This window comes from Synergistota bacterium (assembly GCA_025060595.1).
Classification (GTDB): domain Bacteria; phylum Synergistota; class GBS-1; order GBS-1; family GBS-1; genus 42-11.
On sequence record JANXBX010000017.1, the window covers coordinates 14,430 to 30,747 of the forward strand.

The window sequence follows — 16,318 nt, forward strand, 5'->3', positions numbered from 1 at the left end:
TTAAACCTCCCCATTTCCTCCCTGAAGCACATAGAGCCTCCAGTATAAACCCCTCTTTTTAAGTAGCTCCTCATGGCTTCCCTCCTCAACTATTCTTCCATCATTTAAAACTATTATCCTGTCAGCACAGCGAAGGGTAGAAAGCCTATGAGCCACAAAAAAGGTAGTTCTACCCTTCATAACTCGCTCTAAGGCTTCCTGAACCAGCTTTTCAGATTCGCTATCTAAGGCGGAAGTAGCTTCATCAAAAACGAGTATCCTCGGGTTTCCAAGAATAGCCCTTGCTATAGCTATCCTCTGCCTCTCTCCACCAGATAGGGTAACTCCCCTCTCTCCAACTATCGTATCATATCCGTTGGGGAGCTTCATTATGAAATCATGGGCGTTAGCGATTTTCGCTGCCTGAACTATCTCTTCAAAGGTAGCATTAGGCTTTCCATAGGCGATATTCTCCCTCACGGTGGTAGCAAAGAGCACGGTATCCTGAGAAACTATACCTATCTGTCTTCTTAAGCTATCAAGCTTTACCTTCCTTATGTCTATACTATCTATTAAAACCACGCCCTCAGTGGGATCATAAAACCTAGGTATAAGATCAACCAAGGTGGTCTTACCGGATCCGCTTGGGCCAACCACACCGATAACCTCTCCAGGTTTAACCTTCAAGTTTATATCTCTTAAGATAAGCTCATCCCCATAAGAAAAGCTTACCCCCCTAAACTCTACCTCTCCCCTTATTTCAGGCATATCTATAGCATCTTCATGCTGGGGAACCTCAATAGGTATCTCCATGAACTCAAATATCCTATCGGCTGCAGCCAGAGCCTGCTGCAACCTACCGAAAACTGCGGAAAGCCCCTTTAACGGAGTAACTATCATGGCTACATAACCCAAAAATGCTACAAGCTCACCAGGGGTAAGCTTTCCCTCTATAACCTTCCTTCCGCCATACCAGAGTAAGAATATCGTGGAAGCCGCAGCAACCAACTCAACGGTAGGAGAAAGCATCGCTCTGAGCTTAGCGCCCTTTAAGGAAGCCCTTAAGCTTCTTACATTAGCCTCCTCGAACCTTTCCACCTCTTTGTCAGAAGTGGCAAAAGCCTTAACCACCTTGATGGCTCCTATAACTTCGCTAGCTATAGAGGTAAGGCTTGAAAGGCTATCTTGAATCTGTCTGCCAAGCTTTCTCATCTTCTTACTATATTTTTCTATGAGAAAGGCGGTTAAAGGTAAAAGAGAAACGGAGATCAAGGAGAGCTCCCAGTTTATATAAAAAATGAAGGCTATTATTCCAATAACGGTAACGGCCCTAATAACGAAGTCAACCACAGCATAGGTGAGAGTTTGTTCAATCAAAGCTATATCGTTAGTTAACCGAGATATTATGTTTCCCCCTCTTTCTCTTGTGAAAAAGGATAAAGACAAGTGAGACAGATGCTTCCAAAGCCTGTTTCTTAAATCGAAGACCAGCTTCTGAGCCACATAAGCCATAAGATACTCCTGCCCAAAGGAGAAGAGCCCCTTAAAAAAGTAGATACCTATACCAAGAATACAAATAAGATTAAGCATCTTTAAGTCCTTCTCCATAAGGACTTTATCTATCATATCCTTAACAAGCCATGGAATAAGTAAGGATAGACCAGCTACAGCAAGCATACAAAGCAAAGCTAATACTATACGAGAGATATAAGGCCTTATAAAGCTAAGAACTCTCTTAAGACTCTTTCTATTTTCCATGATGCTCCCGGGCCTCCCACTATTTCCGGAAGTCTAGCTCTCATCCTCCTTAAAGGTTCCTCTTCCTCCTTAAGCCTGGCTATCTCCAAGGCCACATCTTTTGGAGAGAATTCCCCCACCATCTCTGGAACAATCCTTTCTCCAGAGAGCCTGTTCGGCCAAGAAAGAAATTCCTCCCTCCTTAATAGGGCCTTAAGTAAAAGGAACTTAAGGCTTTTCCCTAAAAGAGGAAAGCTCGACAATAAACCATAAAAGCCTGACACGGGAACAAGATCAAGGAAAGAGAAGGGAAAAAGAAGAAGCATGGGCGTTCCTAAGGCCGCAGCCTCAAGGGTATTTGTTCCAGGAAGTGTCAAAAGAAGATCTGAAGCAGAAATGACAAGCTCTGGTGAAGCTTCCGGAAGGAAAGAGGGCTCTTTCTCCGGGATGAAGGGCGACCTTCCCACCAGGAAGTAAATATCCCTTGGAAGAAAGGATATCATCTTCTCAAGAAACTCCGAAGCCCTCCTCCAAATAGGAAGCCTGCTTCCAGGGAAGATACCTAAGAGAAATTCATTATTGATCCTCAAAACCTTCCTAGCCTCCTCGCGAGAAGGATAGTCACAAACTCTATCGGAAGATAAGCTACCTACTATAAAAGCCCTTTTACCTCTTAAACCCTTTCGAATACCGTCATAAGGCAAAAGATAAGCATCATAAGCGAAACTAAAGTATCCTCCCAAGCCAAAGCCATATCTTAAGAGAGGAACCCTATAGCGTATCTTCTCTTTCCATCCCCAAAAAGCATCCCCACCAAGCTGAAGAATTATATTGGGCTTTCCATCCCCATTAAACTTAAGCCCTTCCGTAAAGGCCACATACTTTTCATAACCGCTTGAAAACTGACACGGAAGGATCTTAAGATAGACCTCCCATCCTCTCTTTTCCAAGTTCCTTGCAAGAGGAAGCCCCCAAGAGTAAAGCTCCCCAGGCCCATTAGCTAAAAGAAGTAACCTCATTTAATATCAGGCGAGCGATCCTCCCTATCGCCCCCCTCTGTCCCAACCTCCCTCTTATAAGGCTTATCTTCTCCTTGACTTTTCGAAGCTCACCCTCATCTTCAAGCCATATTCGAAGCCTCCCTATGATCTCCTTGGGATTAGCCTTACCTTGAATGAGCTCCGGATAAAGCTCCTCACCCAACATTATGTTTGGCATCGATATGAACCTAGCATTAACTAATATTTTATAAAGAATATAATTTATATGGTTCGCTCTGTATATTATAACCGCTGGTTTCTCGTATATTAGAGACTCAACAGCTATGGTCCCAGAAGCCGCTAAAACGAAGTCGCAAGAATTAAGTAGAACGTAAGAAGGAACTTCATAAAGGTTGGAAACCCCATTATAAAGTTCCAAAGGGAGATTCTTAACCTTGGAGAATAAGACATCTCCATGCCAGGAACAAGCCACATCAAGCATAATGGGTAAAAGGTATTCCACCTCTTTCCTTCTGCTGCCAGGAAAACAAGCCAAAACGGGTCTCTTTAAATCTCCTTTAACTCCCTCAACAGATCCTTGAGGGAGGATATCAAGCAAAGGATGCCCTAAGAAGTAAGCTCTTACCCCTCGAAGGCTATACCACTGGGCTTCAAAGTCAAATAGCGTGATCACGAAATCACAATATCTTCTTATGATCTCCGCTCTTTCGCTTCTCCATATCCAAGCCGTGGGAGGAATAAAGTATATGATTTTACCTTTATAACCCCTTTCCCTTAAAGCCTTAGCAAACCTCAGGTTAAAACCGGGGGAATCGACAAGAATAACAGCTTGAGGAAAGAAGCGCTGAACCTCAAGCAAAGACCTATTAAAGAGCTTCCAGAGCTTCCTAATATTCAGTAAGACATCTACAACCCCCATTATACTGAGCTCAGATATATCAGCTATAGATCTAAAAAAGGAAAGCGTATTAGTGTTAGGCCCCCCTATCCCTAAAACCTCAAGCTCCTCAGAGATAAGCTTCTTTAGCTCCCCTAAGAGGTGAAAGCTATAGATGTCTCCAGAGAGCTCCCCTGTAAATAGCGCTAACCTCAAGAGGAAACCCCCACAAGGGCGATATTGCCCTCCGAAGCTATCCTTAAAACCTCCTCTTTATCAAGGATAACGGTCATGCCAGCTTCAACCGCAAGGCAGGATGCTTTCACATCCCTAAGAAGCTTAAGAGTATCTGCCCCAATAGTAGGAAGATCATATCTTGGGTCTTGACCCTCTTTTATTACCTTTACAACCACGATGCCCTCGCCACCATATCTTGCTCCCCTCTTTATAGCCTCATCGGTTCCCTCTATGGCTTCAACAGCTAAAACGGCCCCCTTCTTTAAAACGACGGTCTGACCGAAGCTCATCGCCGCCATCCTCTTAGCTATGTTAAATCCATAGGATATATCTCTCCACTCCTCGGGTGTGGGCTCTCTAGAACCAAAAGAGCCCTGAGGAGCAAGCATATCTTTCACCAATGTTCTATAATCGCCTATCTTAAATCCTTCCCTCTCAAAAAGCTCGACAAGCCTCCCTAATACCTCATGATCACTTTTATCCTTAAGAGAGCTTAAAAAGGCTAAGCTTTTAGAAGTAAGCTTTGATGGATCGAATATCCAAGTCTTGGGAACTTTACCCGCTAAAAAGACAAGCTTCACTCCTCTGCCTTTAAGGAAAGATATCACCCCTTCGATATCCGCATTCTGCATGAGAAGATCAACCTTAAGGCTTCTATCAACATCTCCTAAACCTACAACCACAGGTTTAGGTTGAAGCCTTTCATAGATAAAAAGAGGAAGCCTTCCTTCACCAGCTATAAGACCTATCACGTCGGTGCCCTCAAACATAGTACCGTTCCCACCCCTCCTAGAATCAGATTAGGAAGCCAGGCCGCAAGGGAAGGAGGCACCTCCCCTGCATCTCCAAAGGCTTGCCCTAAAGAAAGTAAAACATAATAAACGAAAATTATCAATACGCTTAAACCTACACCCACAGATGAGGAAGTTCTATGATGAGTTAAGGCCAAAGGTGCTCCCACCAAAACGAATACCACGCTTGCCCACGGTATAGCAAATCTCTGGTTGTACCTTACCTCAAGCCTCCTCGAAGGCACACCCTGCGCTTTAAGAAGCTCTATGTTTCCCTTAAGCTCCTTTAAGGTCATCTCCTGCGGCTCTTTAGCAGTAGAATCTACGCGTGATCTAGAAAAGGAAAGGGCCATGACTTGCCTTTTAAAATTACCTACCGTGGTAACCTTCCCATCCCTATCCAAGTTATAGATCCTTCCATCGTTTAATACCCAAGAACCGTCATCTATAAGGCCCTCTTCTGCGGTTATTATCCTTCTTAATCTCCTGCTTTCAAACTCCTGGATTATAACTCCCCTTAAGTATCCGGCCTTTGCATCCATCCGAGAAACGTATATAACTCTCCTAAGCTCCCCACTTTCCATATCTCTAAAAAAGACATCCTCCTTCAAGGATGGAGCCCTTCTTCCAAACTCCCTTTCCAGCAAGTTTGCCACAGCCTTCCTCGTCAAGGGAACTACAGTTTCATTGAAAGTAAAGGAAAAGAGAGCGACCAATACGGCCATAACTATAACTGGAATTAAAATCCTTCCAAAGCTTACGCCTATGCTACGCAAGGCGATCATCTCTCCATGGGAGGACATCTTGCCAAAGGCTAAAAGGGTTGCAAGAAGCATTGACATGGGGAAGGTCATAACAACGACCTCAGGTAACTTATATAAGAAAAGCTTGATAGCAACCCATATGCTTAAACCTTGATTAACAACAAGGTTAGCAAGATAAAATAAAACGTCCCCCGCTACTAGGAGGACGGTGAAAACCCCCACTCCGAAAAGAAAAGGAGGAAGAAGAGATTGTACTATATATCTATCCACTAAACGCAAGGATTAAATCCACAACCTCCCTTACCGCTCCCTTTCCCCCTTCAAGGGAGGTTATATATTTAGCTACCCGCTTTACCTCTTTAACAGCGTTTTTAACCGCAACGGGAAAACCAACCCATAGAAGAAGAGGAAGGTCATTTAAATCATCCCCAATAAAGCAGATCTCCTGAGAAGATATCCCATACTTTTCCGAAAGCTCCTTAGCCTTAGCGAGCTTATCCTTCACCTCTTGATAAATCTCTCCAAAGCCAAGATCCTTAAACCTAAACTCAGTAGGAACAGACTTCCTCGCTGTGATTATAACAATCCTTATGCCCCTATCATGAAGTAGCTTTAATCCCAATCCATCTAGAGAGTTAAAGAGCTTGGATTCTCTCCCTTCGGAGTCCCAAACTATCTCTCCCCGAGTTAAAACTCCATCCACATCAAGAATAAGCATCTTTATCTTTCTTATGGTTTCCACCTCATCACTCCCCTGCTCGATTTTAAAAAGAAATCCTTAATCTTTTCAGCAAACTTGGACCCAGGAAACTCCTCAGATAGCCTATCGATGGCCTCCTTCCAAGAGGCCTTGCTTAAATAGATGAACTTGTAAATCCTTTTTATCTCCTCTCTCTCCTCAGATGAAAAGCCAGCCCTCTTTAACCCTACCACATTCAAGCCATGAATCTTAGCCGGGTGTCCATCCACCAAAAGGTAAGGAGGAACATCCTTAACGACCTTGCTTAATCCTCCTATCATCGCTCTCTCCCCAACCCTAACAAACTGATGCAAGCCAGCCATACCACCGAAGACGGCACCATCCCCAACCTCAACATATCCAGACAATCCAACGAGATTGGCCATTATAACTCCATTACCAATCTTACAGTTATGAGCCACATGACAACCTACCATTAAGTAGCAATTATCGCTTATAACCGTCTTCTCCCCCAAGCCTGTCGCCTTGTGCACTGTTACCCCTTCCCTTAAAACCACGTTGTTCCCTATCTCAACGAAGCTTTCCTCTCCCTTATAGGCGAAATGTTGAGGGGGCGCTCCTATAACGCAATGAGCCTCTATTATACAGTTTTTACCTATTCTCGTTCCCCTTCTTATATTGACATAAGGTCCTATTTTAGTCCCAGAAGATATATAAACTCCCCCCTCTATGATAGAAAACGGTCCTATTTCCACATCATCTCCTATTTCCGCTTTTGGATCAACTATCGCTCTCGGATCTATCTTCGTAGCCATGATACTCTTCCCCCTGGACAAGCCTTTCTCTTATCACGAAAAGGAAGGTAGCCTCAGCTACCACCTCACCATCAACCGACCCCCTGGCCTCAACTATTCCCATATTCTTCTTAACCCTTTTAACCCATGCTTCCGTTATAAGCTGATCCCCAGGGAGCACAGGTCTCCTAAACCGAACCCTATCAAGCCCTACAAGATAGGTAAACTTACCCCTTAACTCCTCCCTATTAACTATCATTACGGCCGCAACCTGCCCCATAGCCTCCAGAAGAAGCACCCCTGGCATAACTGGCTCTCCAGGAAAGTGTCCCTGAAAGAAGGGCTCATTTATCGTCACATTCTTAAGGCCTACTATCCTATCCTCCTTAAGCTCCAATATCTTATCTACCAATAAAAAAGGATAACGATGAGGCAGAACCTTCATAATAGTATCTATCTTGAGCACCTTTCTTATCCACCTCCTCTAATATCTTAGAAACTAGACTCAAATGAAGCGCATGACCAGCCTTTATAGCTACAATGTGCGCACATATCCAATCGCCAAGTAAGGCCATATCTCCTATCAGATCCAATATCTTATGTCTAACGAACTCATCCTCAAACCTCAAGCCCATAGGGTTTAAAACCCCATTCTCATCGATCAAGATGGTATTCTCTAAGCTTCCACCCTTACCTAAGCCCCTTCCTAGAATGAAGTCTATCTCATGCTTAAAAGCATAGGTTCTCGCAGGAGCTATTTCCTTAATGAAGGTTTCCGGCAAAAGCTCATAGGATAAAAACTGAGATCTTAAAAAGGGATGATCATAAGCTATCGTATAACTCACCTTAAAGGTAGGATGAGGGAAGGCCGCTATAAGAGAATCATTTGCACTTACCCATATGGGTTCAGAGAGGGAAATCACCCTTCTGGGGACATCCTGCTCTACTAATCCCGCCTCAAGAAGCTTCTCTACAAAGGGCAAAGCGCTACCATCTAACGCAGGCGGTTCACTTCCATTCACCTCAATGATAAGGTTATCTATGCCAAGTCCCCTTATAGCGGAAAGAAGATGTTCAACGGTAAAGATCTTCGTCCCATCCCTTATCAACACAGAACCTCTCATCGTGTCAGCCTTACATTCCCTCAAGCAGACCCTTATAGGCTCCCTTGCCTCCACATCCAACCTCCTAAGTATAATACCGCTATTAGGAGGAGCGGGTTTAAAGATAACCTCTACGCTCTCGCCCGTATGCAATCCCACCCCGCTTACGTTAACGCTTCTTAATATAGTCCTTTGCATGTTCACCCCTTAACTCTCCTTTCGAGCTCCTTTACCTTTTGGAAAAGCTCCGGCAACCTTCTAATTAAAGCCCCAATCCTCAGGTCCTCCTTATGATCCGTAGCAGGAAAACCTGAAACGAAACTCTTAGGCGGTATATCTTTAGTTACACCGCTTCGCGCAGCTATTATGCTCCCTTCGCCCACAGATACATGATCCTTAACGCCAGCCTGTCCACCCATCATTACGCCATCGCCTATCTCAGAGCTACCAGCTATCCCACATAGGGCAGCTATCAAGACATTCCTACCCACTTTCACATTGTGAGCGATTTGAACAAGATTATCTATCTTAGTCCCTCTTCCAATTCTTGTTTCTCCGACCGTAGCCCTGTCTATGGTCACGTTCGCTCCTATCTCCACATCATCCTCTATTACTACTATCCCCACCTGAGGTATCTTTAATGCGCCCTCTGGTGAAGGAACGAAGCCAAATCCATCGCTACCTATTACCGCGCCGCTGTGAATCACAACTCTATTTCCTATCTTGACATCCTCCCTTATAGAAACCATAGGGTATATCACACAATCCCTACCTATCTCCACATTCTCACCTATAAAGACGAAGGGATATACGACGGTATTTGAACCGATCCTTGAACCCTTTCCAACATAAGAAAAGGGGGCTATTCTCACCCCCTCCTCTAAGATCACGCCTTCCTCAAGATAGGCAAGCTCATGAACTCCCAAGGGTATAGGATGCTCCCTTTTAAAAAGCTCCCTTAAGAGCTTGATCATGGCTTTCCTAGGATCTTTAACCTTTATTAAGGTTTTACCCTCAAGCTCAACACCAAGCTCGCAAGGCAAAACGATAACAGAAGCCTTTACATCCTTAAGCTTCTCACATAGGCTCTTATCCCAGAGGAAAGAGAGATCCCCCTCCTTGGAACAAGAAAGAGTAGAAATCTCTCTTACCTCTATATCTTCTCCTTCAAGGACTCCCTCGATAAGCTTAGCTATCTCAGAAGCCTTAACGGACCTATTTAGCCTTGCCATACTTACTCTTTAACACGTTGAAGGCATCCTGAGTTAGATCGATCCCGCCAAAAAATACCGCTCCTTTAAGCAAAACTATCTCTATACCTTGCTTTTTGGCAACCTCCCTTATGGCAGTATCTACATCCTTCATTAAGGGATTTAATAACTCATTCTTATACTTATCAAACTCCGCCTGGGCCTTCCTAAACACCTCAGATTCCTTTTGCCTTAACTCCTTCTCATCCTTAATGTTTTTGCGCAAGTTCTCTATCTCCGTCTTAACCTGCGACTCCTGCTTCTGCACAAAGCTCTTTATCTGGGCCCTTACCTCCTCAGCCTTAGGATGATTGTTTAAGAGATAATCCACATCAACCACCCCTATCTTAACGGGGCTCTGTGCCCAGGCTCCTTGAGCAAACGTAAAAGAAAGAACCATGATAGCTGTGAGACTTAAGGCTAACACCAAACGCTTCATAAAGTATCCCTCCTTTTATCTTTGACTTTTATCACAATCTACCTACCACCCTTAGGAAGAACCTTTCATCCTCATGGGTGGAATAGGTAAATTCAACTCTAACCCAGGAACCAAACCAGTAGGAATAGGATAGCTCTATTCCTCCATCCTCATCCCAATATCCAGCTTGAAAGTTAGAGTATCTTAGAAAGAAGAAGTTTTCTCCCTCAGAAAAGCTGCGCTTATAGCCTATCCAAAGCTTAGGTCCAACCCTAAGCTCTATCCCTAAAAAGCTTTCTAACTTTATGCTTTCAAGAAGAGCCTTCACCTCTACATAAACTTCCCCTTCCTTAAAGACCTTACCGAAGTGAAGAACACCTTCAGGCTCAGCATCCTTTAACCCCACAGGGATCCTCCCTTCGGCGATTATCGACCAAACTCTCGACTCAAGGCTAACCACCATGGTAGATATCCTACCCAGGTAAAGCTCAGGAGACAGATCAACCCTATAAAAGGTAAGAGCCTTGGATAAGGATGCCCTCTTAACAACAAGGTCCTTAAAGAATTTCTCATGATGCTTAACAAACGCTATAGGTAGACCCTCCATGAGCTTCACATTAGGCAGAAACTCCTTTCTTAAACCCCTTAAAACTATATTGGGGACCGTTCTCGACCTCAACACTAAATCCACAGACAATACCACTGGGTCCTCCCCTCTTAAAGATACCTTTACCAAAAGGGCCTCAGGTAAAAAAATCAGTGATAAATAAGCACTATAACCCGGAAGAAGGGCGGAAATCTCCTTTTTCACCTCTAAAGAGGCAACCTCTTGAACCCAGTCCAGGGACTCAACAGGTAAACCTTGAAACAAAGAAACGACCTTATTTCCAAGCTTCTCATAAGGAACTTTATATAGGGGCTCTATCTCAGGAGGAAACCTTTCCGGAGAGAAACTTAAAAACACCTTATCCACTAAGGGAAAGATAGGTTCAAAAGATACCTTAATATACCCCTCCTCAAAGATAAGCTCTCTAACCTTATAACCCGGAAAGAGCTTTGGCAAAACGCCTTTAATTACCGCTTCCCTACCTGGAACCCCCTTTACCTCCTGAGCTATCCTCCTAATTACAGCTGAAACCGCCTCGTGTAAAAAGGAGGGCATTCCCTCAATAGTTATCTTATTTATAGCATAAGCAGAAAGTGGAAGGGAAAATAGGATGAAAACCGTTAAAGCTAAAAGATGTGACCGAAACCTATATAAGATTGGGTTTCACCTTCCTCGTTTTCCGCAAAGTCGGCCCTTATAATTCCAAAGGGAGTTCTAACCCTTAAGCCAAAACCAACTCCACGCTTAAGATCAGATAAAGATATGCTTTCATCCTTACTCCATGCATAGCCCCAGTCATTGAAAACCACCAATTCTAGTCCCTTTTCGATTGGTATCCTCAGCTCCACGTTTGCTAAAACCATCTTCTCGCCAAAGAAGTAACTCCTTGGATAACCCCTAAGGGTGGTAGCCCCTCCTACAAAAAACTTCTCAAAATAGGGAAGGGTCCCGCTTGAATCTCCATATCTTGCCCTTGCCGCTATAATCCAGGGTCTTTCCTCCTCAGCTCCAAGCTCTATGCCAAGCCACTTGTTTAGCTCAAAAGGTAAGTAAAATTTAACCTCTCCTATGTACTTAGAGTAGTTGTAATCTCCTCCAAAAAGCCCCGCATGCTCAACTATTAGGCTTTCCACATCTCCAACAGAGTAGGGAACATATGGGTTTCTATTATCCCTCGTTAAACTAAGGGTTAAATACCTTACCTCTCCCTGAAGAACCTCCTCCCTATCAGGAGGCTCACCAGAAGTAGGAGTAATATTTACATTTTCATGCGTTAAGGTTAGATAGAAAGAAACCTTATTGTTAATTTTCCTTCCAAAGCCTATATAAAAACCTTCAGCGCTCTCATCATAAGTCCCCTTAACTTCCCCTGTCTCACGATCATACCAATTAACATCAGTGTAATCCCTTCTAAAGAAACCAAACTTATAGGCGAAGTGCTTCTCATCCATCCAGGGATCTTCCCAGCTAACCCATTGCCTCTCCTCTTCGCCCAACCCCAAACCTATACTCACCCTTATACCTCTTCCCATAAAGTTAAAGTTCTCGTAAGCAGCCTCCCCTTCCCAACCGGTTACGCTCCCATAACCAATCCCCAACATGAGCCTCGTGGTACTCTTTTCCTCCACCCTAAATACGATATTTATCCAACCTATCTCCTCCGTAGGCTCAGGATAAGCTTCAACTTTCTCGAAGAACTCCGTCGCCTCAAGGCGGGAAAGGGAAAGCTGAAGCTTCTTAGTATTTAAAACCTCGCCAGGTTTTATGTAAATATACCTTCTAACAACGTAATCCTTAGTTCTCTTATTTCCCTGAATTACTATCTCCTTAACCCTGGGCTCGAGTATCTTTAAAAAAACCACTCCCTTGGAAAAACCTGCATCCATTATCCTTATTAGACCGTATCCTTCTCTTCTATAGAGGTCCACTATCCTATCGATATCACGCTTAAAGAAACTAGCATTAAAGCGCATTCCTTCCGTTAAAAACATCACTTCCCTTATCTTCTTAGTTGGTATAACCGTGTTACCTTCAATAATTATCTCCTTTATGGGCTCAAACTCTTCCACCACAAATATAACCTTAACCCCATCCTCATAAGGCTGTCCCTTAACGGAAACGCTCTTAAAGAACCCCATATCGTATATTCTCTTCACATCCTCCTTTATCTTCTCCTCATCAACCGGCTCCCCAACCTTGCTTTGAACAACAGCAAGAATTCTATCCTTTTGAACAGTTATATTTCCCTCCACATCTATAGCCTTTATTATAGGAGCAGCAAAAACTACACCCGCAGAAAGAAAAATCAAGAATAAGCATAATAAAAGACTCCTCACTTAAGCTCTACCTCCCTCCCGTAAGATAAATCTTAAACTCCTTTCTCCCAAGCTCTATCAACCTAAACAGCTCTTCCGCCGAAAGAGCGTGATTTTCCTCAACCTTAGTAAGCTTCGCTTCCTCCTTAACCTTCACCTTCTCTTTGCGAACCACATACAATATATGAGCATCAAAGCTCTTTATATTATAAAGCCCAATGCGTCCTTCGCAATAAGCGGTAAAAGTTATCCGAGGAAGATTAATCGAAAAATTAAGCCTTCCTGGGATACCTAACGCTAAGCGATGTCCAAAACTCGGGGAAATATTAAGCTCTTGCTCAACCCTTTGAGAGACCTCCATATAGGGATAGGAAACCAAGGCTAAAACCAAAAGAATCGTAAGGAAGCTTACCTCAAAGACAACCCTTAAGGGGCTCTTCTTAAGCTTTAAAGCCCTCTCCCATTCCCCCTTATGCAGAGCTCTTATTTCGGCCTCGGCCAAGGATAAACTTAAAAAGCCCTCTTCGCTTTTACCCTGAAGATAGGCTTCCTCCGCCTTTTCAAGCCACCTTTTGGCAAACTTTATCTTTTTTACTACCCCCTTCTCACCCATGGCATTACTATTATCCCAAAACCTCCTTCAACCTTTTCAGGGCCCTCTTATGAATCCTCTGAATTTTACTTAAGGAGAAACCTAACTCTTTAGCTATATCTTTAAGCCCCTTTCCCTCATAGTATATTCCATTTATTACCTTTTTATCCTCAGAGGGCAAAACCTCAAGCCCTATGGAAAGCAGATCCTCATCAAAGCTTCCCTCCTTGGGATCAGCTTCATCAACCAGCTCCCAAGCAGGCATCTTCCTAGTCAAGGCATTCAATATGGAGCCCTTTATCCTATAGTAAGCGAAAGTATAAAACTTCCATCCCCTCTCAGGCTCAAACCTATCAACGGCTTCAATAAGACCGACTATTCCCTCTTGAAGCAGATCTAAGGTTAGCTCAGGAGGATGCCCTATCTTTGATAAAACCTTGAAAACAAGGGGCTGATAAGACTCTATTATCTTAGCACGACTCTCCTCGTCCCCCTCTTCCTTAAACTTCCTCCAAAGCTCCTCCTCCTCAGCCTGCTCCAAAATCTTAACCTTGCTTAAGGCTCTTAGATACTCTTCCATCCTTAAGACATCACTCCCTTCAAAACGCCTTTTAATGAAATTCTAACAGAAGGATAAAAAAATGTCACCCATCCCAATAATAGCTAGGATGGGTGACATTCGCCTTAAAAACTAATATTTCAGTTAGATCTCCTTAAGAACAGAAACTGCCCAACCTAAACCAAGCTCATAAAGCTTACTCTCTTTAGGTACACCCTTTTCATTCCAGCCCATCATCTCATAGTAAAGAAGCTTTGCCTTCTCAAAGTCTTCCTTATCCATCTTCTGACCAGCCAAGGGACCATTCTCAAGAGGCTCGAAGAATCTCTCAGGTAGCTTATCCTCTTTTACATCTATGCCCTCCCTTAAATTAAACAGCCTAGCTAAGGTAGACGCCCTTTCACCGACCTTCAAAATCTCGAATAAGCTTGTATCCCAACCTGTAGCGTGGCCTAAAGCCTCAACCACCATGTTAACCGGCATTACGCTCCTTGGAACCACTACGAACTTACATATGCCTGCACAATCGAAGAAGTTCCACCAAGGATAAAGATAAACATAGGTCCTTATCTTCTCAGGAACAAACTTCACAGGACTTGTGGGCTCAAGTATCCCGAAAGGAGCTATTCCCTTAAAGGTATACTGCTCCTTCGAGGAGAGCATCGTATCATGCCCAACAGTCATATGATCAGCCCCGTGCTCGCAAACTGCGTAACCAAGCCCGATCATATACTTTCCTCTCGGCTCATGAAGAGGCATCTCCTGATTCTTAACAGCCATAGCAAACCTTTCAGCCCCTCTGCCAATGGCTTTCGCAGCTCTTGAGGCTCCCTCAGCTAAAAGGGCCCCAAAACCTTCCTTTTTAGCTATCTTGTGAATCATAGCTATAAGGGCCTCTTTATTACCAAAGGTTAACTCTATACCATCGGTATCAGATTTACTTATTATACCGTTCTCGTAACACTCCATGGCAAAGGCTATCGACACACCGGTACTTATCGTGTCAATACCATAGGCATTACAAAGCTGGTTGGCCAAAGCCACAACCTTTATATCATCTATTAAGCACATAGAGCCCATGGCCGCTATAGTCTCGTATTCAGGCCCTCCATATTCTGGTACAACACCGAGCTCAGGAACGGAAACCACCCTTTTACACCTTACAGTGCAGGCATAACAATTCTCACGTCCCACAAGTATGCTTTCGTTCATCGCCTTGCCACTGATTCTCTCAGCACCATCAAATACGCCCATTCTGAAGTTCTTGGTGGGAAGAATACCACCATTGTTGTTAACCATAACAGTAGCAGACGTCCCAAACTCGTAAAGCGTCTTTGTTATAGGATGATCTTTTCTCATCTCCTCAAATCGCTTAACGATGCTCTTTATCCCATCAGAATTATAAACAGGTATAGAACCACTCCCACAGACAGCTATGGCCTTCAAGTTTTTAGAGCCCATAACAGCTCCAAGGCCGTTTCTACCATTGTAGTGTCTCAATTCATTGGTTATGCAAGAGAACCTTACTCCCCTTTCTCCAGCGGGACCTATCAAGGCAACCCTCGTTCCCTTGGGCGTTTCTTCCTTAATCTTCCTGTAGGCTTCCTTTGTCTCAAGCCCCCAGATACTTGAAGCATCCCTTATCTCAGCCTTGCCATTCTCAATATAAATATAAACAGGCTTTGGAGCTCTTCCTGTTATAACGATGGCATCAAAGCCCGCCCTTTTAAGCTCAGGGCCAAAATAGCCAGCCGAGTCAGTTTCGCCGAAAGCCTCAGTTAAAGGAGACTTAGCGCAAACAACATATCTACACATTCCAGAGATAGGCACACCGGTTAAAACACCTGTGGCAAACAATAAGACATTATCTGGTGAATAAGGATCCACACCTCTTTTCATCTCCTTAAGGAGATAGTAACCACCAAAACCATAGCCTCCCATGTAAGTCCTATAAAACTCCTCACCCATCTCTTCAACGCCTATGCTATTTGAAGTTAAGTCCACTCGCAAAATCTTACCTATGAAACCGAAGGACATAAACCTCACCTCCCTCTTAAAAGGCAAGGGGTAAGGCCCTTCCTTCAGGATCCTTACCCCTCGCTATCTTAAGTTTCAAGTTACCACGCCTTATTGTAAATATCCTCTATATCTTTCAAGGTTAATACGCGCGGATTCTGAGAAAGAAGCCTAGTCTCATTTATCGCAGCAGCTGCCATCCCAGGAATAGCCTCCTTAGGTATATTAACATCCCTCAACCTCATGGGAACACCTATATCCTTAGCTATCTTAACCATAGCATCTATCGCCTTAAAGGCAGCATCCCTTAAAGATAACCCTTCAACCTTCTCGCCCAAAGCCTGAGCTATCTTAACAAACTTCTCCAACCTGCTAACTACATTATACTCCATAACATAGGGAAGCATCAAAGTGTTAGCAACTCCATGAGGAATACGAAATTGCCCACCCAAGGGATAAGCTAAAGCATGAACCGCAGCACAGCTTGAGTTACCGAAAGCTATACCTGCGATCAAGCTTCCAAGAGACATGTAATACCTAGCCTCAGTGTTAGAACCATCGGTAACAGCAGTGCGAAT

The 16,318-nt window shown here is 43.8% G+C and carries 17 protein-coding genes; all 17 read right to left on the reverse strand.

The genetic code is table 11. The features are described from left to right. Entirely contained in the window at positions 1-1,737 is a 1,737-nt protein-coding gene (locus NZ900_09295) for an ABC transporter ATP-binding protein/permease (GenBank protein ID MCS7234275.1), read from the reverse strand. Then, positions 1,695-2,735, reverse strand: a complete 1,041-nt coding sequence (locus NZ900_09300; GenBank protein ID MCS7234276.1) for a hypothetical protein — start codon at positions 2,733-2,735, stop codon at positions 1,695-1,697. The genes NZ900_09295 and NZ900_09300 overlap by 43 nt, the downstream gene beginning before the upstream one ends. After that, positions 2,713-3,810 carry a hypothetical protein gene (locus NZ900_09305; protein MCS7234277.1) on the reverse strand — a complete coding sequence of 366 codons (1,098 nt, stop codon included), beginning with the start codon at positions 3,808-3,810 and terminating at the stop codon, positions 2,713-2,715. Before NZ900_09305 ends, NZ900_09300 begins: the two co-directional genes overlap by 23 nt. After that, entirely contained in the window at positions 3,807-4,601 is a 795-nt protein-coding gene (gene lpxI / locus NZ900_09310) for a UDP-2,3-diacylglucosamine diphosphatase LpxI (GenBank protein ID MCS7234278.1), read from the reverse strand. Before lpxI ends, NZ900_09305 begins: the two co-directional genes overlap by 4 nt. Further along, complete coding sequence (locus NZ900_09315; protein MCS7234279.1) at positions 4,580-5,656, reverse strand: LptF/LptG family permease; 1,077 nt, start codon at positions 5,654-5,656, stop codon at positions 4,580-4,582. Before NZ900_09315 ends, lpxI begins: the two co-directional genes overlap by 22 nt. Then, positions 5,649-6,128, reverse strand: a complete 480-nt coding sequence (locus NZ900_09320) for an HAD hydrolase family protein (protein ID MCS7234280.1) — start codon at positions 6,126-6,128, stop codon at positions 5,649-5,651. The genes NZ900_09315 and NZ900_09320 overlap by 8 nt, the downstream gene beginning before the upstream one ends. Continuing rightward, positions 6,116-6,901 carry an acyl-ACP--UDP-N-acetylglucosamine O-acyltransferase gene (gene lpxA, locus NZ900_09325; protein MCS7234281.1) on the reverse strand — a complete coding sequence of 262 codons (786 nt, stop codon included), beginning with the start codon at positions 6,899-6,901 and terminating at the stop codon, positions 6,116-6,118. The genes NZ900_09320 and lpxA overlap by 13 nt, the downstream gene beginning before the upstream one ends. After that, on the reverse strand, positions 6,867-7,346 hold the full coding sequence (gene fabZ / locus NZ900_09330) for a 3-hydroxyacyl-ACP dehydratase FabZ (protein ID MCS7234282.1): 480 nt from the start codon (positions 7,344-7,346) through the stop codon (positions 6,867-6,869). The genes lpxA and fabZ overlap by 35 nt, the downstream gene beginning before the upstream one ends. Then, positions 7,282-8,181 (reverse strand): UDP-3-O-acyl-N-acetylglucosamine deacetylase, encoded by a 900-nt coding sequence (gene lpxC / locus NZ900_09335; protein ID MCS7234283.1) that lies wholly within the window; start codon positions 8,179-8,181, stop codon positions 7,282-7,284. Before lpxC ends, fabZ begins: the two co-directional genes overlap by 65 nt. 2 nt (positions 8,182-8,183) lie before the next feature. Further along, a complete protein-coding gene (gene lpxD, locus NZ900_09340; GenBank protein MCS7234284.1) occupies positions 8,184-9,215 on the reverse strand; it encodes a UDP-3-O-(3-hydroxymyristoyl)glucosamine N-acyltransferase in 1,032 nt (343 codons plus the stop codon). Continuing rightward, the gene (locus NZ900_09345) at positions 9,199-9,672 is read right to left on the reverse strand and encodes an OmpH family outer membrane protein (protein MCS7234285.1); all 474 of its coding nucleotides are present in this window, start codon (positions 9,670-9,672) and stop codon (positions 9,199-9,201) included. The genes lpxD and NZ900_09345 overlap by 17 nt, the downstream gene beginning before the upstream one ends. Positions 9,673-9,703: 31 nt before the next feature. Continuing rightward, a complete protein-coding gene (locus tag NZ900_09350; protein MCS7234286.1) occupies positions 9,704-10,813 on the reverse strand; it encodes a hypothetical protein in 1,110 nt (369 codons plus the stop codon). 71 nt (positions 10,814-10,884) lie between these two features. Beyond that, on the reverse strand, positions 10,885-12,594 hold the full coding sequence (locus NZ900_09355; GenBank protein MCS7234287.1) for a BamA/TamA family outer membrane protein: 1,710 nt from the start codon (positions 12,592-12,594) through the stop codon (positions 10,885-10,887). 7 nt (positions 12,595-12,601) lie between these two features. After that, positions 12,602-13,186: a hypothetical protein gene (locus NZ900_09360; protein MCS7234288.1), complete on the reverse strand. Its 585-nt coding sequence runs from the start codon at positions 13,184-13,186 to the stop codon at positions 12,602-12,604. 10 nt (positions 13,187-13,196) lie between these two features. After that, entirely contained in the window at positions 13,197-13,745 is a 549-nt protein-coding gene (locus NZ900_09365) for a sigma-70 family RNA polymerase sigma factor (protein MCS7234289.1), read from the reverse strand. 123 nt (positions 13,746-13,868) lie between these two features. Continuing rightward, positions 13,869-15,761 (reverse strand): aldehyde ferredoxin oxidoreductase family protein, encoded by a 1,893-nt coding sequence (locus tag NZ900_09370; GenBank protein ID MCS7234290.1) that lies wholly within the window; start codon positions 15,759-15,761, stop codon positions 13,869-13,871. Positions 15,762-15,841: 80 nt separating this feature from the next. Continuing rightward, positions 15,842-16,318, reverse strand: a 477-nt coding sequence (locus NZ900_09375; protein MCS7234291.1) for an iron-containing alcohol dehydrogenase, incomplete at its 5' end; no start/stop codon positions are given.

Excerpts from the sequence above, each read along its gene's own strand:
- NZ900_09295 (MCS7234275.1), bottom strand. The coding sequence starts at position 1,737 with ATGGAAAATAGAAAGAGTCTTAAGAGAGTTCTTAGCTTTATAAGGCCT.
- NZ900_09300 (MCS7234276.1), bottom strand. The coding sequence starts at position 2,735 with ATGAGGTTACTTCTTTTAGCTAATGGGCCTGGGGAGCTTTACTCTTGG.
- lpxI (MCS7234278.1), bottom strand. The coding sequence starts at position 4,601 with ATGTTTGAGGGCACCGACGTGATAGGTCTTATAGCTGGTGAAGGAAGG.
- lpxA (MCS7234281.1), bottom strand. The coding sequence starts at position 6,901 with ATGGCTACGAAGATAGATCCGAGAGCGATAGTTGATCCAAAAGCGGAA.
- lpxC (MCS7234283.1), bottom strand. The coding sequence starts at position 8,181 with ATGCAAAGGACTATATTAAGAAGCGTTAACGTAAGCGGGGTGGGATTG.
- lpxD (MCS7234284.1), bottom strand. The coding sequence starts at position 9,215 with ATGGCAAGGCTAAATAGGTCCGTTAAGGCTTCTGAGATAGCTAAGCTT.
- NZ900_09345 (MCS7234285.1), bottom strand. The coding sequence starts at position 9,672 with ATGAAGCGTTTGGTGTTAGCCTTAAGTCTCACAGCTATCATGGTTCTT.
- NZ900_09350 (MCS7234286.1), bottom strand. The coding sequence starts at position 10,813 with ATGCCCTCCTTTTTACACGAGGCGGTTTCAGCTGTAATTAGGAGGATA.
- NZ900_09360 (MCS7234288.1), bottom strand. The coding sequence starts at position 13,186 with ATGGGTGAGAAGGGGGTAGTAAAAAAGATAAAGTTTGCCAAAAGGTGG.
- NZ900_09365 (MCS7234289.1), bottom strand. The coding sequence starts at position 13,745 with ATGGAAGAGTATCTAAGAGCCTTAAGCAAGGTTAAGATTTTGGAGCAG.
- NZ900_09370 (MCS7234290.1), bottom strand. The coding sequence starts at position 15,761 with ATGTCCTTCGGTTTCATAGGTAAGATTTTGCGAGTGGACTTAACTTCA.